This is a genomic window from Cryptosporangium sp. NPDC051539, assembly GCF_044454545.1.
Taxonomy (GTDB): Bacteria; Actinomycetota; Actinomycetes; order Mycobacteriales; family Cryptosporangiaceae; genus Cryptosporangium.
Genome location: NZ_JBITDV010000009.1, coordinates 134,481 through 156,087 on the forward strand (window position 1 = coordinate 134,481; position 21,607 = coordinate 156,087).

Here is a 21,607-nt window from a genome sequence, read left to right on the forward strand (position 1 = left end):
CCGTTTCGTTGAGCGTCCACAAAGCGTTCATGTAGTTCGCAGTACGGACGGAGAGTAGGCGTGACCTAGGTCTCGCTGCAAGGTCTGCCTGGGGATTCACGAAAACCTCGTCCAACGACTCCACTATTGACAGACCGGATAGCGAACTCCCAGTCTGTGATGCGGCCATCGCCGATGCCTGGAGGCTTCATGACCGACACGCCCGCCATCGTCAAGCTGCTGAACGGCTGCGTGGACTTGCACTGCCATTCCGGCCCGAACCCGTTCCCCCGGCGCCTCGACCATGCCGAGGCCGGAAAGGACGGCGAGCGGCTCGGCATGCGGGGCGTGCTGGTGAAGTCCCACCACCACAACACCGTCATGGACCTGCTCTCGATGAGCGACCGGCTGGCGAAGATCAGCACACCCGTCTACGGCGGCATCACCCTGAACAGCATGGTCGGCGGCATCAATCCGCAGGCGGTGGCCATGTCGCTGCGGATGGGGGGCCGGGCCGTGTGGTTTCCGACGTTCTCGGCCGGTCGGCACATCGACTGCCATCCGGAGGGCGTCGGCTTCCCCACGGCGAGCGTCGAGGTGCCGTCGTCTCAGGTCGACATCCACCGGGAGAACGGTGAGCTCATCCCTGAGGTCTACGAGGTGCTCGACCTGGTGAAGGAGACCGGGGCGATGGTGACCGGCGGGCACATGGGGACCGAGTCGATCACCCAGCTGTTCGCGGCGGCCCAGGACAAGGGTGTCACCCGGATGCTGCTCAACCATCCCGACTACGTCATCGGTGCGGACGAGGCGAAGTGCCGTGAGCTCGTCGGCTACGGGGCGTTCGTCGAGCACGAGACCGGCTTCTACGACCCCGAGGGGACCAAGAAGTGGGACCCGAAGGTCCTCCTGGACTGGATCGAGAAGATCGGCCCGGAGCACACCGTGATGGCCTCCGACCTCGGTCAGCAGGATCGGCCGCTGCCGGTGGACTCCTTCATCCGCGTCGCGACCCTGCTGCTGGACCTGGGCCTGGACGAGCGGTCGCTGCGGCAGATCTTCTGCGACAACCCGGCGTTCCTGCTGGGTTTGGAGGACCGGCGATGACCCCCGACGTGGAGTTCTCCGACCTCGGCGTGGGCGATCCCGACGAGACGACCCCGGGCGGATCGTCGACGTGGTACTTCCGCGGGAACAACTTCGTGCTCGCCCACACCACGCTGGTCGCCGGCGACGTGCTGGAGCGGGGTGATCAGCCGGACGAGTACGTCGTGATCCTCCCCTACGAGGAGTCCAGCGTCGAAGTCCGTGCGTCGCGGGAGGTCGCGCCGGTCTCGGGCAAGGCGGTGGTGATGGTCCCGCCGGGCTTCAGCGCGGTCGTCGGCATCGAAGACTGCACCGTCGTGCGGCTGTTCAGCTCTCGGTCCACCGATCTGCTGGACAAGGCGCGCAACCGGAGCTCGTACGCGGAGCCGCACCCGAACGTCCGCCCGTTCGAGCCGTGGCCGGATCCGCCGGAGGGTTACCGCATCCGGCCCTACCGGCTGGCCGACCTGGCGGTGACGCAGGACGCCGTGCGCCCGGGCCAGATCGTGCGGTGCAGCACCTTCATGGTCAACTTCCTGGCGCCCAGGGTCGGACCGCGTGATCCCGACAGCCTCTCGCCGCACGACCACGACGACTTCGAGCAGTGCTCGCTCGCCGTGGAGGGGGAGTACGTCCACCACCTGCGGACCCCGTGGTCGAAGCGGCGCAGCGAGTGGCGCGAGGACCAGCACCTGCGGTGCGGCAGTCCCTCGGTGGCCGTGATCCCTCCGCCCATGATCCACACCAGCGAGGCCGTGGGCCCCGACACCAACCAGCTGATCGACATCTTCAGTCCGCCGCGTCTGGACTTCTCCCGGACGCCGGGCCGAGTGCTCAACGAAGACACCTACCCGCTCCCCCACCAGTAAGAGGAAGGTCCCATCGTGAAGACCAGACGAGCAATGAAGCTCGTGAGTGGTGCGGTCGCCGTCCTGTGCGCGGCCGCAACGTTGAGTGCGTGCGGTTCCGACAGCGGATCCGGCGACTCCGGCAAGTCCGGCAACCTGACGTCGGTGAGCTTCGCGATGGCGTCCCCGAGCTGGAACGCCGGCTTCGCCGTCATGGCCGTCGTGGAGGCCGAAGGCTTCTACGAGGAGGAGGGGCTGAAGGTCACGACCAACCTGTTCCCGTCGGCCACCCAGGCAGCGCAGCAGGTCGCCGGCGGCGGGGCCGACCTCGGGCTCATGACCGTCGAGCCGGTGGCCATCGGGCACGACAAGGACCTGGACCTGACCTACTTCGACTCCTACTGGCCGAAGTGGATCTACAGCCTGCAGGTGCCGGAGGGTTCGGACGTGAAGAGCATCGCCGACCTGAAGGGCAAGAAGATCGGCGTCACCGCGGTCGCGAGCTCCGGCGCGACGTTCGCCCGGACCGCGATGAAGCTCAACGGGATGAAGGAGAACGCGGCCAGCCTGGTGCCGATCGGTGCCGGCGCCCAGCAGATCAACGCCATCAAGAGCGGCCAGGTCGACGCGTTGGCGCTCTGGGACATCCAGTACCAGGCCGTCAAGAACGCCGGCGTCACCCTGACGCCGCTTCCGGTCAAGGAGACGGCGGACGCGTGGGGCGGCGGCTTCGCGACGACCCGGAAGAAGCTCGACGCCAAGAAGGACGTCTACGAACGGTTCGGTCGTGCGGTGGCGAAGGCGTTCGTCTTCTCCCAGGCCAACCCCGAGGCCGCGATCCGCGACCTGTGGAAGCTCCACCCCGAGACCCGCGGGTCCGGCCCGGAGAAGAAGGCGATGGCTGACGCGGTCAAGGTGCTCGAGGTCCGCCTGGAGGGACAGGGCGTCGACAGCAAGACCGTGGGCCGGATCGACGAGGCCGGGTTCACCCGTTCGCTCGACTTCCTGGCCTCGGCCGGGCTGATCAAGAAGTTCCCGGCGAAGGACGTCTACACCGACGAGATGTTCACGGCGATCAACAACTTCTCCTACGACGACGTCGCCAAAAAAGCAAAGAGCGCCGGCTAGATGCGGCTGGGGGTCGCGCTCGACCTGAGCTCCCAGGAGCCGGTCCGACCGCAGGTGGATCGCGCGGTCACGATGCTCGCCCGCGCGGAGCAACACGGGTTCGACTCCGCGTGGGTGGGGGAGAGCTATCACGCGACCCCTCAGCCGTTCCATCTCCCGTCCGTCCTGATGGTCCTGGGACATCTGGCCGGACGGACCTCCCTGGCGCTGGGGTCGGCGGTGCTGCTCCTGCGCGCGTACAGCCCGCGGAAGCTCGCCTACGAGGCCGCGCTGCTCGACCAGCTCTGCGGCGGGACGTTCACGCTCGGCCTCGGGCTCGGCAGCCCGGAGGTCGCCGAACGGGTCGGGCTCCCGGCGGGCGTGGACTTCGACGCCACGCTGACGCTGCTGCGCGACGCCTGGTCCGCGTCGATCCCGTCGCCGGTGCAGCGCGGTGGGCCGCGGGTCCTGGTGGGCGGCAAGGTGGCGGCCTCGGCCCGTCGTGCCGCGACGCTCGCCGACGGTTACTACGGCGCGACGAACTACTGCGACGACCTGTTGTTCCAGCAGTCGGCCACCTACTGGTCGTATCGGGGCGATTCCGAGGGAGTGGTCGCCACGACCAGGTTCTGCGTCGTCCACGAGGACGCCGCCACGGCGCGCGAACTCGCGGCGCGCCATCTGAAGGCCGCGACCGATTACTACACCGAGCGGGGCTCGTGGATCGGTGCTGACGGCCCCGAACTACCCCTGGTGGGCACGCCCGACGAGATCGACACGACGCTCGCCCGGTACGCCCGGGCCGGGATCACGTCCGTCCAGCTGCGGGTCGCCCCGTTCGGTGTGCCGCCGGACGTCGCCCGCCACACGCTCGACCTCGTCGGGCGGCACACCCTCCCGAACTGGCTGGAAAGGACGTCCTGATGAGCAGCTCCTACGTCTACGCGTCGGTCCGGACCCCGTTCGGCCGGTTCAACGGAGCCTTGGCCGACACGCGGACCGACGATCTGGCCGCGACCGCGATGAAGGGACTTCTCGATCGTTCGCCGGGCCTGGATCCCGGCCTGGTCGGCGACGTGCTCTGGGGCAACGCGAACGGCGCCGGAGAGGACAATCGCAACGTCGGCCGGATGGCCGTGCTGCTGGCGGGCATGCCCGTCTCGGTGACGGCCACCACGGTGAACCGGCTCTGCGGCTCGTCGCTGGACGCCGCCCTGATGGCCTCACGCCTGATCGAAGTCGACGACGCGGAAATCGCGATCGCCGGAGGCGTGGAGTCGATGACGCGGGCGCCGTGGGTGCTGCCGAAGCCGTCGCGCCGGTTCCCGGCCGGCGACGTCACCGCCGTCTCCACGACGCTGGGCTGGCGCCTGGTGAACGAGCGGATGCCCGCCGAGTGGACGGTCTCGCTGGGCGAGTGCAACGAGCAGCTGCAGGAGAAGTTCTCGATCTCGCGCGAGCGGCAGGACGAGCTCGGCGCCCGCTCGCACCGCCTCGCGGCAGCGGCGTGGGAGAAGGGCTTCTACGACGACCTCGTCGTGGGTGTCCCCGGCGTCGACCTGGTGCGGGACGAGAGCATCCGGGCCGACACCTCGCTCGAGGCGCTGGCCGGGCTGAAGCCGGCGTTCCGGCCCGACGGGACGATCACCGCCGGCAATTGCTCGCCGTTGAACGACGGCGCGAGTGCGGTCCTGCTGGGCTCGGCGAGCGCGGCCGCGACCATCGGTCGTGACCCGGTCGCGCGGATCGCCGGTCGCGGCTGGGCAGCGCTGGAGCCGCAGCAGTTCGGCTACGCCCCGGTCGAGGCCGCCAACGGCGCGCTCGAGCGGGCGGGAATCACCTGGGACGACATCGGCGCCGTCGAGCTGAACGAGGCGTTCGCCGTCCAGTCGATCGCCTGTGTCGACGCCTGGCTCGAGCTCGGGCTGCGGGACGCCGAGGTCGTCAACGCCAAGGGCGGGGCGATTGCCATCGGGCACCCACTGGGTGCCTCGGGCGGGCGGCTTCTCGGGACGCTCGCCGCGCGGCTCATGGAGTCCGGTGAACGATGGGGTGTCGCCGCGATCTGCATCGGTGTGGGTCAAGGCTTGGCGGTCGTGCTCGAGAACGTCGCATGACGCTGCTCTGCACGTCGGTCGACGAGGCGGTCGGCGGCATCGCCGATGGCTCGACGGTGCTGGTCGGCGGCTTCGGCACGGCCGGCATGCCGTTCCACCTGATCGACGCGTTGATGCGGCAGGGAGCGCGCGATCTCACCGTCGTGTCGAACAACGCGGGCAACGGGGACACCGGGCTCGCGGCACTGCTCGCGGCCGGGCAGGTGAGCAAGATCGTGTGCTCGTTCCCCCGGCAGACGGACTCCTGGGTTTTCGACGAGCTGTACCGCAACGGGACGATCGAGCTCGAGGTCGCACCACAGGGGAACCTGGCCGAGCGGATGCGCGCCGCCGGCGCCGGGATCGGCGGGTTCTACACCCGCACCGGAGTCGGGACCCTCCTCGCCGAGGGAAAGGAGACCCGCGAGATCGACGGCCGGACGTACGTCCTCGAGCTGCCCATCGCCGCCGATGTCGCGCTCCTCAGCGCCCACACCGCGGACACCCTCGGGAACCTCGTCTACCGCAAGACGGCACGCAATTTCGCGCCGGTCATGGCGACGGCCGCGACGACCACCGTCGTGCAGGTGCGGCACGTCGTCGAGCCGGGAGTGCTCGATCCCGAGGCCGTGGTCACGCCGGGCATCTACGTGGACCGGATCGTGCGGGTGCCGTCATGACCGGCGGTGGCCCGCTCGGGAGGGACGAGATGGCCCGGGTGCTCGCGCGCGACATTCCCCACGGGGCGTACGTCAACCTCGGCATCGGTCTGCCCACGACCGTCGCCGACCACCTGCCTGCGGAGTCGGGGGTCATCCTTCACACCGAGAACGGCATGCTCGGCATGGGGCCGGCGGCGACGGGCGACGCGATCGATCCCGACCTGATCAATGCCGGCAAGTTCCCGGTGACCGAGCTGCCCGGCGCCTCGTACTTCCACCACGCCGACTCGTTCGCGATGATGCGAGGCGGCCACCTCGACCTGTGCGTCCTCGGTGCGTACCAGGTCTCGGCAGCGGGGGATCTCGCCAACTGGCACACCGGCGAGCCCGACGCGATCCCGGCGGTCGGCGGCGCGATGGACCTCGCCGTGGGCGCCAAGCAGGTCTTCGTGCTGATGTCGCTGTTCACCAGGTCCGGCGCGCCGAAGCTGGTCAGCGAATGCACGTATCCGCTCACCGCGCTGCGGTGCGTGGACCGCGTCTACACCGACGTCGCCACGTTCGAGATCACCAGCGGAGGCCGGGTCCTCGTCCGGGAGACGTGGGGGATCTCGTTCTCCGAGCTGCTCTCGCGCGTCGATGTTCCATTGGAGCGATATGCCTAATAAATGCCAGTTCTACGTCGGGGGTGCGTGGGTCGACCCGATCGCGCCGCGGACCGTGGGCGTCCTCGACCCCGCGACCGAGGAGACGTTCGCGACGATCTGTCTCGGGACGGCCGAGGACGTCGACCGCGCGGTGGCGGTGGCGCGCACGGCCTTCGCCGCGTACTCGCAGGTCAGCGTGGAGCAACGGCTGAAGTTCCTGGAGCGGATCATCTCCGGCTTCCGGGCCCGGCTGCCCGAGATCGCCCGGACGATGACGCGGGAGATGGGGTCGCCGATCACGTTCTCGACCGAACGCCAGGCCACGGTGGCGCTGTTCCACTTCGAGGAGGCGGCCCGTGTCCTCGCGGACTACCCCTTCGAGGAGGAGAGCGGAGCCGGGATCGTGCGGCGCGAACCGATCGGCGTCTGCGGTCTCATCACTCCGTGGAACTGGCCGCTGAACCAGGTCGCGTCGAAGGTGGCCCCGGCCCTGGCCACGGGATGCACCGTGGTGCTCAAGCCGAGCGAGATCGCGCCGCTGTCCGCCATGGTGCTCGCCGAGGTCATCCACGACGCCGGGCTGCCGCCCGGCGTGTTCAACCTCGTCAACGGTGACGGTCCAGGAGTCGGGGAGGCCCTCGCGGCGCATCCCGACATCGACATGGTCTCGCTCACCGGCTCGACCGGTGCCGGCATCAGGGTCTCCAAGCTCGCGGCCGACACGGTGAAGCGCGTCGCGCTCGAGCTCGGTGGCAAGTCCGCGAACATCATCCTGCCCGACGCGGACCTCCGGGCCGCGGTCGTCGCCGGGGTGCACTCGTGCTTCACCAACGCCGGCCAGAACTGTCAGTCGCCCACGCGGATGCTCGTGCACCACTCGCAGCGCGACGAGGCGTACGCCGCCGCGCGACGGGCGGTCGAGGAGGTCCGACTCGGGGACCCGCTCGATCCCCTCACCACGATGGGGCCTCTGGTGAGCCGGGCCCAGCGGGAGAAGGTCACCGCGCTCGTGCAGTCGGGGATCGACGAGGGCGCGACGCTCGTGGTCGGCGGCCCGGACCGGCCCGACGGGCTCGACGAGGGGTTCTACGTGCGCCCGACCGTGTTCGGCGACGTCACGCCGAAGATGCGGATCGCGCGCGAGGAGATCTTCGGCCCCGTGCTCTCGATCCTGCACTACGAGACCGAGGACGAAGCGGTCGAGATCGCGAACGACACGCCGTTCGGGCTGGCCGGCTTCGTGCAGTCGAAGGACGCCGACCGCGCCCGCCGGGTCGCCAACCGCATCCGCGCGGGCCGCGTCTACCTCAACGGCGCTCCGTTCGACCGCAGCCTGCCGTTCGGCGGCTATAAGCAGTCGGGGAACGGACGAGAGTTCGGGCGGTTCGGTTTCGAGGAGTACCTCGAGGTGAAGGCGGTGCTGGGCTATCCGCGATAAAGGGGATGTGGTGAACGCGGACTTCGTGAACCGTGAAGAGCTCTTCGACCTGGTGAGGCGGGAGCGCTTCGCCCGCGACCAGCGGCTCTTCGACGTGATGCGGGACTGCTTCCACGACGACGCTTACGTCCGGACCACGTGGTACGACGGACGCGGCGGCGAGGCCTACGTCGAGGCGACGAAGACGTGGATGGCGCGGACCGGGAACAGCAAGCACTGGGTCTTCCCCGCCTACGCGCGGGTCGAGGGCGATCGGGCGACCGTCGAGAGCCCGGCGAAGATCTTCAACCGGACCACCGTGGAGGGAGTGGAGGTCGACTTCCACGCCTACTGCCGGTTCTTCTCCCGTGCCGTTCGGGACGAGGGGCGGTGGAAGCTGATGAGCTTCGAGGTCCTGCTGGAGCGCGACGAGTTGCGTCCCGTCCACGCGGGTGAGGTGCTGCCGGTAGACGTGGCCCGGCTCGCCGGACTTCGACCGTCCTACCGGTTCCTCACCTGGATCCAGTCCACCCGCGGCGTGACGGTGAGTCAGGACCTGCTCGGCGACGACCGACCGGCCGAGCTCGACGCGTTCCACCAGGGCGAGACCGCCTGGCTCGCCGGCACGGGACAGTAGACCCGGCACGGGACAGTAGACGTCGCGGCGTTCCGGGTCGGGTGAAAACCAGGCCTATCGTTGACTGGTGATCAGCGATATCGAGACGTTCCAGGACGAGCTGGCGGCCAGTGGGATTCCTCCGCTGGTCAACCAGCTGGCCGGGGCCGGCTTCACGGCCCGGATTACTGCGCGCGACCTCGGGCCGCTACGACTGATCTCTCTCGAAACCCCCGCGAGCGCGTGTGTCGGGAGGGAACGCGACGCTCGGGACGGGGACAACCTGGCGGTCAAGATCATGACGCGGGGCCGGACGCGAATCGAACAGGGCCGCGGCGACGCCGAGCTCGGGCCGGCCGATCTGGTGCTGCTCGATCCCACCCGTACGGTCCGGTTCGAGAGCACCGCCTCGGCGCACGTCACGATCCTGGTTCCGCGACGGGAGCTGCGAATCCGGCCCGCGCAGGTCGACCGGCTCGTCGGCGTGCGCATCGACGGCGGCCAGGGTCCGGGAGCTCTCGTCTCCGCGCTGGCCCGGGACGCGGCCCGGTCGGTGACCGGGTTCCGCCCGGGTGAGGCAGTGCGGTCAGCCGCGGCCGTCGTCGAGTTGATCGCGGTCGCGTTGGAGGCTCGCCTGGACGACGAGCGGCCGGCACCGGACGAGCGACTGCGGGACCGCATCGCCGGCTACATCGAGTCTCGGCTGGCCGATCCCGATTTGTCGCCGCCCGGTATCGCCGCAGCACACCACATCTCCGTGCGCCGGCTGCACAAGCTGTTCGAGGACCAACCACTCACGGTCGCGGCCCTGATCCGCCGTCGCCGTCTGGAGCGCTGCCGGTCCGAGCTGACCGTCAGCGGACGGACGGTCACTGCCGTGGCCGCCCGGTGGGGATTCACTGATCCCACGCACTTCAGCAGGCTGTTCAAAACGACCTACGGCTACACCGCCCGTGCACTGATGACCAGCAACGGTGCAGTGACGGCCAAGACGCGCGCGGCCGGCCCGGCACAGGATGGTGAGCACCAAGGCACGTCATAGCAGTGGAGGAAATCGTGGCGAAGGTATCCATCGTTCGGCCCGGTGAAGGCGAAATCCTCGGCAGCGGAGCGCATCAGATCCGGATCCTGGAGAACGGCGAGCACACCGACCACCGGCTGGGTTTCGCCGAGATCACCATCCCGCCGGGCACCCCGAGCCCGTTGCAGCACCGTCACGCCCAGCACGACGAGGGCTTCTACGTGCTGTCGGGAACGTTCCGGTTCACGATCGGCAAGGACGAGTACGACGCCGGGCCCGGCACCTGGGTCATCGTGCCGACCGGGGCGCCGCACACCTTCGCCAACATCGGTGACGATCTGGCGGTCATGCTGAACACGTTCACGCCGGACCTGTACGTGCAGTACTTCCGCGACTTCAAGGCCATGATCGACTCCGGGCAGCCGGTCAACGCCGACACGATGGCGCCGCTCTGGAAGAACTACGCCACCGAGATCTCGGACGAGTACGCCTCGTGAGGCGCCGAATCAGTCCGGCGAGGAGCAGCACCGTCGCGCCGGACGCCACCCAGCTCCACACTCGTGCGAACTCGACGATCCCGGCGATTCCGACGACCTCGTCCGCGGCGGCCGGGCCGCGCTGGGCGAGGAGGAGTTCGCGGACGCCTATGCCGACGGCTGGGAGTCGGACGCCGCCGCGGCCGCGATCGCGGCCGACCCGGCCCGGCTTCCGCGCGAACCGATCCGGCCCTGACTCGATCTAGGCGGGCTCGGGCCCGAGCACCCCGAAAGCTCCCGCGTCCACCGCGTGCAGTACCTCCGCTTCGGCGCCGGGACAGCCGACGGCACGGCACCTGACCGACAGTCAGTGCTGGCCGGGCACCGTGACGTTGGCCGCCAGCACGATCGTGAGGTCCTGCACGACCTCGTCGGTGGACTGATCGGATGCCCGCGCCAGCAGCGCGATCGCCAGGTCGGCCAGAACAAAAAACGCACCGGCCTTCGCCGCCTCGCCCGGGAACGAGCTCAGCAGCGCCTCGGCGCCCGCGTCGTCACCGCGACGGCGGGCCGCGATGACGCCCGCGGCGCGCTGTGCGGCGTCGGCCGCGGCGTGGATCGCCGCGGAGGGGTCGGCCGTCACGACGCTTTCGCTACCGCGGCCGAGTAGCGGGCCGCGACGTCGGTCCAGTTGATCAGCGACCAGAGCTTCTGGACGTAGTCCGGGCGGACGTTCTTGTACTGCAAGTAGTAGGCGTGTTCCCAGGCGTCGAACACCAGCAGCGGCGTGGTGTTGATGCCGACGTTGCCGTGGTGGTCGTAGACCTGGTGGATCAGCAGCTTGCCGCTGATCGGCTCGTGCGCGAGCACGCCCCAGCCCGAGCCCTGGACGCTCGTGGTGGCGACGTCGAGCTGCTTCCGGAACGCCTCGAACGACCCGAAGTGCTCGCTGATCGCGTCGGCGAGGACTCCGTCGGGGCGGTCGCCGCCGTCCGGGGTCAGATTCTGCCAGAACTGCGTGTGCAGCACGTGCCCGGAGAGGTTGAACGCGAGCGTCTTCTCCAGCCCGACCAGCCCCGTCGGGGTGAAGCCGTCCTTCTCGCGCACCTCCTCGAGCTGTTCGAGGGTGTCGTTGGCGCCCTTGACGTAGGCGGCGTGGTGCTTGGCGTGGTGCAGTTCGAGGATCTCGCCGGTGATCGCGGGCTCGAGCGCCGCGTAGTCGTACGGCAGATCCGGCAGCGAGTACGTGGCCATCGGGAAGCGGGCCTCCGGAGTCGAGGGTGACGAACGCACCCGAGCCTTCCGGCTTCCGGCCCTTAATGCAAGTATCTTGCAACAGCAGTGTGTTGGCATAAACGGGCGAGCGCTCGAACGCGTCGACGTCCGTCAGCTGAAGTCCAGCTCCGGGGTACGACAGATCAGCAGGCGCCTGACCTTGTGATCGACCACCTGGGCGGACGCGTTGAAGCTCGCCTCGAACGCGCCGCCGCGCCTCGTCTCGCCGAGGACGAGCTCCGTGTCGCCGACCCGGGCTCCCGCCGTGACCTGGTGCACGAGCGTGCTCTTCTCGCGTTGCGCGAGGTAAGCGATGAGACTCTCGCGGTCGCCGACGAACTCCCGCGAACCTCCGGCGCCGGTGGAGAACTGCACCGACATCACGAAGTCGCCGGTGATCATGTCGAGCACGTCGTCGGGGGTGTCTGAGTCCATGGTGCGAAACCACCGGGCCAGCATCGGGGTGGAGGTCATGCGCCGGGGCCCTCCTCGGGTGCGAGCAGTGCGAGCTCGATGTCGAAAGAGACGTGGTACGACGCGATGAGGCCGCTCTCGTCCACTCGGACGGCGGCGAGGAAGTGGCCGGTGGTGCGTACGTCGTCCTCGACCACGGCGCCGTAGACGAACTCCGTGCCGGCGTCGGCCGCCGTACGGAGCGGGACGTGGCGCCGCACGACGTCGCCTCGCCCGGTGAGGTAGCCGAGGAGTTCCTCGGCGCTCGCGCCGCGGTTGGCCCCACCCGGCAGATGGATCGCGAAGGTCACACCAGGGTGGAGCATCAACTTCGCCCCGGCGAAGTCACCACGGTCCACCGCGGCGTAGTACCGCACCAGGCGGCTCTCGTTGGAGTCCACCTACTGAACCTAGTTCAGGACGTCGTGGTTGTCTACGCGCTGCTGGGCGTGCATTGTGGGTGGCCATGGTGATTGCAGGACTAAATTGAACTCACATCAGCAGAAGTGGGGTTGATCGGAGTGCCGACGACGACCGGAATTCTTCCGCCGCTCTGGCCGGATGCCGATCCGTCCGTGCTCGTGCCGATCCCGGAGCACGACGATCTGCGCTCGGTGACCCGCGCGATGCTGGCTGGGCACGCCGCGGCTCCGGACCTGTGGGATTTGCTCACCGCCGAACTCGCCGTGGCGGGAATGGCCGTACCCGAGCGCCTCGGCGGTTCGGGTTACGGCCTGCGCGAGGTCGCTGTCGTGCTGGAAGAAGCCGGTGCGGCGCTCGTGTCGCATCCGATCCTCTCCGGCGCGGTGCTGGGCGCGCAGGCTCTGGTCCTCTCCGGATCCGCCGACGACCTGCTGCCGGACGTCCTGAGGGGCGAGCACCTGGTGACGGTGTGGTTCGGATCCGGCACCGCGCCGGTGGCAACCGAAGCCGACGGCGCGTGGACGGTGAGCGGGCTCGCCGACCGGGTGCTGGACGGCGCACGGGCCCGGCACGTCGTCGTTCCGGTGGGAACTGCGCTGTTCCTGGTCGACGTACAGCCCGGCACCGTCCGGCCGAGGCGGGTCGTCGACGAGACCCGGCCGCAGGCCGACGTCGTCTTCGACGCGGCGCCGGCCCGGGTGCTCGTGGCCGGGTCGCGCTCGGCCGTCGTGCTCGCCCGGCTGCGGACACTTCGCGACGTCGCGGTCGCCGCCGAGCACGCCGGCATCGTCGGGCACCTGCTCGATCTCACGGTCGGCTACGTCCGCACCCGCGAGCAGTTCGGCCGTCCGATCGGATCCTTCCAGGCGATCAAGCACCGCTTGGCCGACGTTCTCGTCGACCGCGAACGCTGCCTCTCGGCGGCCCGGTTCGCCGCGGCCGCGTACGACGCCGACCCGGACGGCGCCGGGGTGCCCGCGGCCGTGGCCGCCGCCGTGTGCGGCGACGCTTTGATGCGAACCGCGCACGAGACGGTTCAGTTGCACGGCGGCGTCGGCTTCACCTGGGAGCACTCCGCGCATCACTACCTGCGCCGCGCGCTGGGGGACGAGGGTCTCTTCGGCTCCGCGCACGCGCACCGGCTGCGGCTCGCCGAACTCCTCGGCTTTTAACCGAACTCACCTCAACGAGCAGTCTTGACTGTAAATGCGCAGCTGACATACTGAACTGAATCCAGTTCAATGGCGAAGGACGGTAAGCCGTGATCGACACCGACCACATCCTCCTCGAGAAGGACGGGCCGATCGCCCGCGTCTGGCTCAATCGCCCGCACAAGAAGAACGCGGTGACCGTCGAGCTGCTGCACCGGCTGGACGAGATCATCAAGGAGGTCGACGAGGACCCCGAGCTGCGGGTGCTCGTCCTGCGCGGCCGCGGCAACACGTTCTGCTCCGGGTTCGATCTCGACGAGTTGCTCGCCAACTACGTCGGGCGCACCAACGCGATGGAGGTGGCGGTTCTCTCGGCCAAGGTGTGCGACCGGCTCTACTCGATGAACACGCCGTCGGTCGCCGTGCTCGAGGGGTACGTCACCGCGGGCGGATTCGAGCTGATGATCTCGTGCGACTTCGCGGTGGCGGCAGAAGACGCGAAGATCGGCGACTTCCACATCCGGCGGGCGCTGTTCGGCGGGGCCGGCCCGATCTACCGGCTGCCGCGGATGATCGGCATCCGCAAGACCAAGGAACTGATGCTGACGGGGAAGCTGCTCTCCGGCCGTGAAGCGGTCGACTTCGACCTGATCAACGACGCCGCTCCGGCCGAGCAGCTCGACCGGCTGGTCGCCGACTTCGTCGCCCCGATCATCGACAAGAGCCCGTTCGCGATGCGGCTGACGAAGATGACGATCGACCGCGGGCTGGACGCCGACATCCAGTCGCTGATGGTCATGGAACACCTCGCGGTGGGCAACGCCCTGCAGTCCGAGGACGCGCGTGAGGGCGTCAACGCCTTCCTGGAGAAGCGCGAACCCAAATGGGTCGGCCGCTGACGACGCCGGGAGGAACCCCACGATGTGCGAGCTCGTGGGCAGCCGGTGCGCCGGTTGCCGCACCGTCGCTTTTCCCGAGGCGTCGGGTTGCCGGCGCTGCGGCGGGCAGGAGCTGGTCCCGGTGACGCTGTCCGGTCGCGGCCGGGTGTGGGGCTTCACCGTGCAACGGTTCGCTCCGAAGTCGCCTCCCTACGTCCCGCCGGCCGAGGGCTTCCGGCCGTTCGCCGTCGGTTACGTCGAGTTGCCCGAGGGTGTGCGGGTGGAGGCCGTCCTCGACTGCGACGACTTCGCCGACCTGCCCGGCGCGGACGTCACTCTGGTGGCGACCGCGCCGGTACCCCGCTTCGCGGTGGTCGCGTCATGAGCACGGTGTCGATCGTCGGCGCGGGTCTGTCGAAGTTCGGGCGCCAGCCCGGGGTCAGCGGCCGCGCCATGGCGGTGCACGCCATCCGGGCCGCCCTGGCCGACGCGGGGCTGACCTGGCCGGACGTGCAGGTCGCGTTCGGCGGGAGCGACGGCTCCGGACTGGCCGACACGCTCGTCGGCGACCTCGGGCTGACCGGCATCCCGTTCACCAACGTCAAGAACGGCTGTGCCACCGGGGGCAGCGCGCTGGTCGCCGCAGTCAACGCGATCCGGTCGGGCGCGGCGGAGATCGCGTTGGCCGTCGGATTCGACAAGCACCCGCGCGGCGCTTTCGACCCGCGCCCCGAGGACTGGGGACTGCCCGCCGGTTACGGCGAGGCGGGTCTGATGGTCACCACCCAGTTCTTCGGGATCAAGATCGCCCGTTACCAGCAGCGGTACGGCATCACGGCCCGGACTCTGGCCGAGGTCGCCGCGAAGGCGTACCGCAACGGCGCCCTCAATCCGAACGCGTGGCGGCGCGAGGCGATCGACGCCGACACCATCGCGGCGTCCGAGCTGGTCAACGACCCGCTGACCCGCTTCATGTTCTGCTCTCCCGGCGAGGGCGGGGCCGCCGTCGTCGTCGCGAGCGAGGCGGTTGCGCGGCGGCTGGCGGTCCGGCCGGTCCGGATCCGCGCGGTGGCCACCCGCACCCGCGGGTTCGGGTCGTTCGAGGTGTTCAGCCCCGCCGTCCAGGGAACCGGCGAGCCCTCCAGCGTCAGCACCGACGCGGCCCGCGCCGTGTTCGAGGCCGCGGGCGTCGGACCGGAGGACATCGAGGTCGCGCAGCTGCAGGACACCGAGAGCGGTGCGGAGATCATGCACCTGGCCGAGTGCGGCTTCTGCGAGCACGGCGAGCAGGAGAAGTGGATCGCCGAGGGCGTCACCGAGATCGGCGGCCGGCTCCCGGTCAACACCGACGGCGGCTGCATCGCCAACGGAGAACCCATCGGGGCGTCCGGTCTCCGTCAGGTCCACGAGGTGGTGACCCAGCTGCGCGGGGCGGCCGGCGCCCGCCAGGTGCCGGGGGATCCCCGGCTCGGCTTCACCCACGTCTACGGCGCTCCGGGGCTCAGCGCCTGCACCGTCCTGAGCGTCTGAAGGAGGAACCCGTGCTCCCGGACTTCGACGCGTTCGTCGCCGACGCGCGCGCCTGGCTCGCCTCGGTCGCCGCCCCCCGTGGGGCGCGGCCGTGGGGCGAGGGCAGCGACTCCGTCGCCGTTTTCGAGAACTGGACCGACGAGCAGGAGCGCGCCCAAACCGATCGGATCCGCGCCTACGAGCAGGCGCGTTTCGACGCCGGCTGGGGGCCGCTGACCTGGCCGGAGGAGTACGGCGGCCGGGCTCTGCCGGTCTCCTGCGCGCTGGCTTTCCGCCGGGTCGAGGAGGAGTTCGACGTCCCGCGGCGCACCGAGATGTTCCCGGTCACTCAGCAGCTGATCGCCCCCACCGTGGCCCAGTGGGGAACGGCCGAGCAGAAGAAGCGGTACGTCCGGGCGATGCTGCGCACCGACGTCATCGCCTGCCAGCTCTTCTCCGAGACCGAGGCGGGCTCCGACCTGGCCGCGGTGCGGACCAAAGCGGTGCGCACCGGCGACGGCTGGCGTCTCGACGGCCACAAGGTGTGGACGTCGGGCGCGCGAGTCGCCGACGTCGGTGTCGCCGTGTGCCGGACCGATCCCGACGCGCCCAAGCACGCCGGGCTGACGGTCTTCCTCGTGCCGATGGACGCCCCCGGCGTCACCGTGCGGCCGATCCGTCAGATGACCGGCGGCAGCTCGTTCAACGAGGTGTACTTGGACGACGTACGCCTGGGTGACGACGCCAGGCTGGGGCCGGAGAACGAGGGCTGGCGGGTCGCGCTGACGGTGCTGGCCTCCGAACGGCTCGACTCCGGCATCCTCGGCCTCCAGAACGCCGACCGGGCCGTCGAGCTCGCGCGGCACCGCGGGACCCCGCTCGACTCGTACGTGCGGGATCGCGTCGCCGACCTGGTCACCCGTGGCTACGTCCAGCGTCTGGCCGGTATGCGGGTGGCGGCCGCCGTGGTCGCCGGCCGCGACCCCGGCGCGGAGGCCTCGGTCGGCAAGCTGCTCGCCACCGACACGATGGCGCGGACCTCGGAGGTCGTCCGGCTGTTGCTCGGCCCCGACCTCACCGCTGATCCGGGCCAATGGGGAACCTACGCGTGGGGCGAGCACGTGCTCGGCGCCCCCGGCTACCGCATCGCCGGCGGCACCGACGAGATCCAGCACAACATCCTCGCCGAGCGCGTCCTCGGCCTGCCCCGGGATCGCGCATGAGCGTCCGTACCGCTGCCGATCACGCGGTCGCGCTCGGTCCGCGGGTGGCGCGGACGCTGGGCCTCGAGACCACCGAACTCGAGATCCTGCCGGGGGGCCACTCCGGTCTGACCTATCGGCTCGATGCCGCCGGACGATCCCTCGTCGTCAAGGCGGTGCCGCCGGGACAACGGCCGATCGGCCGCCACGACATGCTCCGCCAGGCCCGCGTCCTGAGCGCGCTGGCACCGTTCGGTGTCCCGGTGCCCGGAGTGGTCGCCGTCGACCAGGACGCCCCGGCCTGGTTCGCGATGGAGCTCGTGCCGGGGGAGTCACTCGAACCGGTGCTCGACGACCCACCGGTGGAGCCGGGTCTGGCGGCGATCCGGATGCGACGGGCCGCCGCTCTGCTCCCTCGTCTGCACGCCGTGCCGCTCGAGGCGATCCCGCTCGACGGGCCGGCCCTCACCCCCGGCGACGAGCTGGCCCGCTGGTCGCGCACTCTCGCGGCGGTCCCTCCCGAGCTCGTTCCCGGCGCCGCCGCACTACAGGCACGCCTGGCGGCCCGGATCCCGGCGGGGACCGCACCGGTGCTCGTGCACGGGGACTACCGGCTGGGCAACCTCCTCAGCCTCGGCGAGGAGCCGAAGGCCCTGATCGACTGGGAGATCTGGAACGCCGGTGACCCGCGGGTCGAGCTGGGCTGGTTCGGCGTCTTCGCCGACGGGACCAACTTTCCCGGCGTCGGCCGTGACGTGCCGGGGCTCCCTCCCGAGGATGAGCTCGTCGACCTCGCGACCAGCGGCGCCGGCCCGGCCGACATGCCCTGGTTCCACGCGCTGGGCCGCTTCAAGATGGCCGCGATCATGGGCCACAACCTGCGCCGTCACCGCGAGGGACGCCATCACGACCCGGCCCAGGAGCAGCTGCCGGCCACCATCACCCGGCTCGTCGAATCCGGCTCGGAACGCCTCGGCTGAAGCCCGTACCACCTCGAGAAGGAATGCCCGTGGACTTCGAATTCAGCCCGCGCACCGCCGCGTTGGCGGACACGCTGCGCGTTTTCCTGGACGAGCACGTCTATCCGGCCGAGGCCGTCTACGACGCGCAGCTGGCGAGCGGCGCGAACCCGCACGAGCAGGCGCCGGTCATGAGGGAGCTGCAGGCCACCGCGCGGAAGCTGGGCCTGTGGAACCTGTTCATGACCCACGGGGACCGGGGCGCCGGGCTGACCAACCTGGAGTACGCGCCGCTGGCCGAGTTGCTCGGCCGCTCGCTGCTGGGAAACGAGGCCACCAACTGCTCCGCCCCCGATACCGGGAACATGGAGATCCTCGCGCTCTACGGCACGCCCGACCAGCAGGCGACGTGGCTGGAACCGCTGCTGACGGGGGAGATCCGATCCGCGTTCGCGATGACCGAGCCCGACGTGGCGAGCTCTGACGCCCGCAACATCACCTCCACGATCCGGCGTGACGGCGCCGAATACGTCCTCAATGGCCGTAAGTGGTACACATCAGGTATCTTGGATCCCGATTGTGAACTAGTGATCTTCATCGGCAAGTCCGACCCGGAGGGCCCGACCTACCGGCAGCAGAGCATGATCCTGGTTCCGGCCGACGCACCCGGCGTCGAGGTGCTGCGTGATCTGCCGATGTTCGGCTATCGCGACCGGCTCGGCCACGGTGAGGTCCAGTTCACCGACGTGCGGGTGCCGGCCGCGAACATGCTCGGTGCCGAGGGCGACGGGTTCGCGATCGCCCAGGGGCGGCTCGGTCCGGGCCGGATGCACTACGCGATGCGGGCGATCGGCATGGCCGAGCGGGCTCTCGAACTGCTGTGCCGGCGGGCGTCCACCCGGGTGGCGTTCGGCGAGCCGCTGGCGAAACGTGGCGTCGTCCGGGAGTGGATCGCCCGCAGCCGGATCGAGATCGATCAGATCCGGCTGCTCACGTTCAAGGCCGCCTGGCTGATGGACACCGGTGGCAACGCCGCGGCCCGATCGGAGGTCGCGGCGATCAAGGTCGCGGCGATGGAGACCGCGCACACCGTAGTCAACCGCGCCGTCCAGACGTTCGGCGCCGCCGGAGTCAGCGACGACACGGTGCTGAGCAGGCTCTTCGCGATCACCCGCGCGCTCCAGATCGCCGACGGCCCCAGCGAGGTGCACCTGCGCACGATCGCCCGCCTGGAGCTGGAGGCGTACCAGCCGTGAGCGTCCTGGACGGCAAGGTCGCGCTGGTCACCGGAGCGACCCGGGGCCTGGGACACGCGATGGCCACGGCGCTCGCGGAGGCCGGAGCCACCGTGATCGTCGCGAGCCGCAAACTCGACGCCTGCGCGGACGCCGCCGGGCGGATCGCCGCCCGTACCGGCGCCGACGTGCACCCGCTGCGACTGCACGTGGGCGAGTGGGACGCGATCGAGCCGGCGATCGACTCGATCGTGGCCGACCACGGCGGCCTCGACGTGCTGGTCAACAACGCCGGCATCGCCCCGCTGGCTCCGACGCTGCTCGCGGTCGGCGAGTCTCTCTTCGACAAGACGATCGAGGTGAACCTCAAAGGGCCGTTCCGGCTGATGGCCGTGGCCGGGGACCGGATGGCGAAGGCGGGGGGAGGGTCGATCATCAACATCTCCAGCATCGGTGCCGAGCGGCCCAGCCCGGCCGAGGCGATGTACGCCGCGGCGAAGAACGGATTGAACGCCCTGACCAGAGCGTTCGCTCAGGAGTACGCGCCGGCCGTGCGGGTGAACTGCGTGATGCCCGGCGCGTTCGCCACGGACATGGCGCAGAACTGGGACGACGAGTTCCGCGCCGTGGTGATCGGCGGGCTGCCCGCCGGACGGCTCGGCCGGCCCGAGGAACTGGGGGGCCTCGTCGTGCACCTGGCCTCGGACGCGTCGAGCTACACCACCGGGGCGCTCATTCCGGTCGACGGCGGCCGAACGGCGGTCTACTGATGGGCGGCTCGCCGGCGCTGTTCGCGCTCACCGGCAGAGTGGCGCTCGTCACCGGCGCGTCGTCCGGGCTGGGTGCGGGTTTCGCCAGGACCCTGGCCGGGGCGGGGGCAACCGTCTACGCCGCGGCCCGGCGGGCGGATCGGCTCGCGGAACTCGCAGCCGGGACGCCCGGCATCCTCCCGGTCGAGTGCGACGTGACCGACGCGTCGGATCGCACCGCGCTCGTCGATCGCGCGATGGCCGAGACCGGCCGGATCGACGTCCTGGTGAACAACGCCGGTCGATCCGGTCCGCCGGACGCGGTGCAAGACACCCCCGAGGTCTTCGACGCGGTGCTGAACCTCAACCTCACGGCCGGATTCCACCTCGCGGTCGCCGTCGTCGAGGCGATGCCGGCGCAGGGGTCGCTCTCGATCGTGAACATCGCCTCGGTCGTCGGGATGGTGTCGACCGCGCCGATCGGGGGTGCCAGCTACGCCGCGTCGAAGGCGGGCACGCTCGGGGTCTCCCGGGAACTCGCGGGGCAGTGGGGGCGCCGTGGAGTGCGGGTGAACACGCTGGTGCCGGGGTGGTTCGACACCGAGATGACCGACGGACTGTTCACCGACGAGAAGTCCGCCGCCTGGGTGCGCCGCAACACCATGCTCGGACGGGGCGGACGCGAGGGCGAGGTCGACGGCGCACTGCTCTTCCTCGCCTCGGACGCCTCCAGCTACATGACGGGCCAGGCCCTGGTCGTCGACGGCGGTTGGACGGCGCGGTGAGAACCATGCGCGCGGTGCGGTTGCTCGCCTGGGAGCGCGACGCCGAGCTGGTCGAGATCCCGGTGCCGATTCCGCGCGGGAGAGAGGTACTCCTGCGCGTGGAGGCGGTGGGGCTCTGTCATTCGGACCTGCACGTGATGGACGCACCGAGCGGCACGCTGCCCTACCGGCTGCCGTTCACGCTCGGCCACGAGACCGCCGGTACGGTGGCGGCGGTCGGTGACGAGGCCGATGCCGCCTGGGTCGGCGAGCCGGTCGTCGTCCACGGCATCTGGTCTTGCGGGCAGTGCCGCAACTGCGTGCGGGGCCGGAACAACTACTGTCTGCGGCTGGCCGGCGGCCCGATCGGCGGCGGGCTGGGCCACGACGGCGGACTGGCCGACTACGCCCTGGTCCCCGGAGTGGGGCAACTGGTCCGCAGGCCGGGTCTCGCCGCCCGCGACGCCGCGCCGCTGACCGACGCCGGACTCACCGCGTTTCACGCGCTGTCCGGAGTCCGGGACCTCGCCGAGGGCGGCACCGTGCTGGTCCTCGGCGTCGGCGGGCTGGGACACATGGCGCTCCAGTACCTCGCGGCCCTGACCGGCACGCGGGTCGTCGCGGTGGACACCCGTCCGGAGGCGCGGGCGCACGCTCGGCGACTCGGTGCGGAGCAGGCCGTCGCGTCACCGGCGGAGGCCGGCGCGCTGCTCGCCGAATCCGGGGGCGCGGACGTCGTTCTGGACTTCGTCGGGGCCCGCGAGACGCTCGCTGCGGTGCCCGGGCTGCTGGCGCCGGGTGGCGCGGCGGCGATCGTCGGATCCGGGGGCGGCGAGACGACCGTCGGGAAGGGTGGGGGGCTGCCGAGCGGCTGGCGGCTCTCCGCGCCGTTCTGGGGACCGCGGGACGATCTCGCGGCCGTGGTGCGCCTGGCCGTCGACGGTGTCGGCCGGCCGACGACCAGCACATACTCCCTCGATCAGGCTCTCGACGCGTATCGCGCTCTGCGATCGGGGCGCGTCGAGGGCCGGGCGGTGGTCGTTCCCTGATGGAC

25 protein-coding genes are annotated in these 21,607 nt (G+C 70.4%); 21 read left to right on the plus strand and 4 right to left on the minus strand.

Annotated elements, in window-relative coordinates:
* Nucleotides 1-189: 189 nt before the first annotated feature.
* The 11 genes from ACIBZJ_RS27190 to ACIBZJ_RS27240 all read left to right on the plus strand — a co-directional run bounded on the left by ACIBZJ_RS27190 (nucleotide 190) and on the right by ACIBZJ_RS27240 (nucleotide 9,976).
* On the plus strand, nucleotides 190-1,086 hold the full coding sequence (locus ACIBZJ_RS27190) for a DUF6282 family protein (protein WP_395934369.1): 897 nt from the start codon (nucleotides 190-192) through the stop codon (nucleotides 1,084-1,086).
* Nucleotides 1,083-1,934 carry a hypothetical protein gene (locus ACIBZJ_RS27195; RefSeq protein WP_395934371.1) on the plus strand — a complete coding sequence of 284 codons (852 nt, stop codon included), beginning with the start codon at nucleotides 1,083-1,085 and terminating at the stop codon, nucleotides 1,932-1,934. Before ACIBZJ_RS27190 ends, ACIBZJ_RS27195 begins: the two co-directional genes overlap by 4 nt.
* Before the next feature lie 33 nt (nucleotides 1,935-1,967).
* The gene (locus ACIBZJ_RS27200) at nucleotides 1,968-3,041 is read left to right on the plus strand and encodes an ABC transporter substrate-binding protein (RefSeq protein WP_395934373.1); all 1,074 of its coding nucleotides are present in this window, start codon (nucleotides 1,968-1,970) and stop codon (nucleotides 3,039-3,041) included.
* Nucleotides 3,042-3,944, plus strand: a complete 903-nt coding sequence (locus tag ACIBZJ_RS27205) for an LLM class flavin-dependent oxidoreductase (RefSeq protein WP_395934375.1) — start codon at nucleotides 3,042-3,044, stop codon at nucleotides 3,942-3,944.
* On the plus strand, nucleotides 3,944-5,137 hold the full coding sequence (locus ACIBZJ_RS27210; protein WP_395934377.1) for a thiolase family protein: 1,194 nt from the start codon (nucleotides 3,944-3,946) through the stop codon (nucleotides 5,135-5,137). Before ACIBZJ_RS27205 ends, ACIBZJ_RS27210 begins: the two co-directional genes overlap by 1 nt.
* Nucleotides 5,134-5,796 (plus strand): 3-oxoacid CoA-transferase subunit A, encoded by a 663-nt coding sequence (locus tag ACIBZJ_RS27215; protein WP_395934379.1) that lies wholly within the window; start codon nucleotides 5,134-5,136, stop codon nucleotides 5,794-5,796. Before ACIBZJ_RS27210 ends, ACIBZJ_RS27215 begins: the two co-directional genes overlap by 4 nt.
* On the plus strand, nucleotides 5,793-6,443 hold the full coding sequence (locus ACIBZJ_RS27220; RefSeq protein ID WP_395934381.1) for a 3-oxoacid CoA-transferase subunit B: 651 nt from the start codon (nucleotides 5,793-5,795) through the stop codon (nucleotides 6,441-6,443). The genes ACIBZJ_RS27215 and ACIBZJ_RS27220 overlap by 4 nt, the downstream gene beginning before the upstream one ends.
* The gene (locus tag ACIBZJ_RS27225; RefSeq protein ID WP_395934383.1) at nucleotides 6,436-7,863 is read left to right on the plus strand and encodes an aldehyde dehydrogenase family protein; all 1,428 of its coding nucleotides are present in this window, start codon (nucleotides 6,436-6,438) and stop codon (nucleotides 7,861-7,863) included. Before ACIBZJ_RS27220 ends, ACIBZJ_RS27225 begins: the two co-directional genes overlap by 8 nt.
* 10 nt (nucleotides 7,864-7,873) lie before the next feature.
* Complete coding sequence (locus ACIBZJ_RS27230; RefSeq protein WP_395934385.1) at nucleotides 7,874-8,479, plus strand: nuclear transport factor 2 family protein; 606 nt, start codon at nucleotides 7,874-7,876, stop codon at nucleotides 8,477-8,479.
* A gap of 67 nt (nucleotides 8,480-8,546) precedes the next feature.
* Nucleotides 8,547-9,500: a helix-turn-helix domain-containing protein gene (locus ACIBZJ_RS27235; RefSeq protein WP_395934387.1), complete on the plus strand. Its 954-nt coding sequence runs from the start codon at nucleotides 8,547-8,549 to the stop codon at nucleotides 9,498-9,500.
* A 14-nt stretch (nucleotides 9,501-9,514) separates the two neighbouring features.
* Nucleotides 9,515-9,976, plus strand: a complete 462-nt coding sequence (locus tag ACIBZJ_RS27240) for a cupin domain-containing protein (protein ID WP_395934389.1) — start codon at nucleotides 9,515-9,517, stop codon at nucleotides 9,974-9,976.
* Nucleotides 9,977-10,322: 346 nt separating this feature from the next.
* On the opposite strand, the gene ACIBZJ_RS27245 is transcribed toward ACIBZJ_RS27240, so the two are convergent.
* From ACIBZJ_RS27245 to ACIBZJ_RS27260, 4 genes are all read right to left on the minus strand, one after another.
* Entirely contained in the window at nucleotides 10,323-10,598 is a 276-nt protein-coding gene (locus tag ACIBZJ_RS27245; RefSeq protein ID WP_395934391.1) for a superoxide dismutase, read from the minus strand.
* On the minus strand, nucleotides 10,595-11,209 hold the full coding sequence (locus ACIBZJ_RS27250; protein WP_395934855.1) for a superoxide dismutase: 615 nt from the start codon (nucleotides 11,207-11,209) through the stop codon (nucleotides 10,595-10,597). Before ACIBZJ_RS27250 ends, ACIBZJ_RS27245 begins: the two co-directional genes overlap by 4 nt.
* 132 nt (nucleotides 11,210-11,341) lie before the next feature.
* Nucleotides 11,342-11,704: a hypothetical protein gene (locus ACIBZJ_RS27255; RefSeq protein WP_395934393.1), complete on the minus strand. Its 363-nt coding sequence runs from the start codon at nucleotides 11,702-11,704 to the stop codon at nucleotides 11,342-11,344.
* Nucleotides 11,701-12,084 (minus strand): hypothetical protein, encoded by a 384-nt coding sequence (locus ACIBZJ_RS27260; protein WP_395934395.1) that lies wholly within the window; start codon nucleotides 12,082-12,084, stop codon nucleotides 11,701-11,703. The genes ACIBZJ_RS27255 and ACIBZJ_RS27260 overlap by 4 nt, the downstream gene beginning before the upstream one ends.
* A gap of 105 nt (nucleotides 12,085-12,189) precedes the next feature.
* Between ACIBZJ_RS27260 and ACIBZJ_RS27265 the strand changes: the two genes are divergently transcribed.
* The 10 genes from ACIBZJ_RS27265 to ACIBZJ_RS27310 all read left to right on the plus strand — a co-directional run bounded on the left by ACIBZJ_RS27265 (nucleotide 12,190) and on the right by ACIBZJ_RS27310 (nucleotide 21,602).
* On the plus strand, nucleotides 12,190-13,278 hold the full coding sequence (locus ACIBZJ_RS27265) for an acyl-CoA dehydrogenase family protein (RefSeq protein ID WP_395934397.1): 1,089 nt from the start codon (nucleotides 12,190-12,192) through the stop codon (nucleotides 13,276-13,278).
* A gap of 89 nt (nucleotides 13,279-13,367) precedes the next feature.
* Nucleotides 13,368-14,156, plus strand: coding sequence for an enoyl-CoA hydratase/isomerase family protein (locus tag ACIBZJ_RS27270; RefSeq protein WP_395934399.1), 789 nt, complete (start codon nucleotides 13,368-13,370; stop codon nucleotides 14,154-14,156).
* Between the two features lie 22 nt (nucleotides 14,157-14,178).
* Nucleotides 14,179-14,520, plus strand: a complete 342-nt coding sequence (locus ACIBZJ_RS27275) for a Zn-ribbon domain-containing OB-fold protein (protein WP_395934401.1) — start codon at nucleotides 14,179-14,181, stop codon at nucleotides 14,518-14,520.
* Complete coding sequence (locus ACIBZJ_RS27280) at nucleotides 14,517-15,665, plus strand: thiolase family protein (protein ID WP_395934403.1); 1,149 nt, start codon at nucleotides 14,517-14,519, stop codon at nucleotides 15,663-15,665. Before ACIBZJ_RS27275 ends, ACIBZJ_RS27280 begins: the two co-directional genes overlap by 4 nt.
* Before the next feature lie 11 nt (nucleotides 15,666-15,676).
* Complete coding sequence (locus ACIBZJ_RS27285) at nucleotides 15,677-16,867, plus strand: acyl-CoA dehydrogenase family protein (protein ID WP_395934405.1); 1,191 nt, start codon at nucleotides 15,677-15,679, stop codon at nucleotides 16,865-16,867.
* Nucleotides 16,864-17,826 carry a phosphotransferase family protein gene (locus ACIBZJ_RS27290; protein WP_395934407.1) on the plus strand — a complete coding sequence of 321 codons (963 nt, stop codon included), beginning with the start codon at nucleotides 16,864-16,866 and terminating at the stop codon, nucleotides 17,824-17,826. The genes ACIBZJ_RS27285 and ACIBZJ_RS27290 overlap by 4 nt, the downstream gene beginning before the upstream one ends.
* 29 nt (nucleotides 17,827-17,855) lie before the next feature.
* On the plus strand, nucleotides 17,856-19,061 hold the full coding sequence (locus ACIBZJ_RS27295; RefSeq protein WP_395934409.1) for an acyl-CoA dehydrogenase family protein: 1,206 nt from the start codon (nucleotides 17,856-17,858) through the stop codon (nucleotides 19,059-19,061).
* Between the two features lie 5 nt (nucleotides 19,062-19,066).
* On the plus strand, nucleotides 19,067-19,810 hold the full coding sequence (locus ACIBZJ_RS27300) for an SDR family NAD(P)-dependent oxidoreductase (RefSeq protein ID WP_395934857.1): 744 nt from the start codon (nucleotides 19,067-19,069) through the stop codon (nucleotides 19,808-19,810).
* On the plus strand, nucleotides 19,810-20,574 hold the full coding sequence (locus ACIBZJ_RS27305; RefSeq protein WP_395934411.1) for an SDR family NAD(P)-dependent oxidoreductase: 765 nt from the start codon (nucleotides 19,810-19,812) through the stop codon (nucleotides 20,572-20,574). The genes ACIBZJ_RS27300 and ACIBZJ_RS27305 overlap by 1 nt, the downstream gene beginning before the upstream one ends.
* A 5-nt stretch (nucleotides 20,575-20,579) precedes the next feature.
* Nucleotides 20,580-21,602, plus strand: a complete 1,023-nt coding sequence (locus tag ACIBZJ_RS27310) for an alcohol dehydrogenase catalytic domain-containing protein (RefSeq protein WP_395934859.1) — start codon at nucleotides 20,580-20,582, stop codon at nucleotides 21,600-21,602.
* Nucleotides 21,603-21,607: the final 5 nt, after the last annotated feature.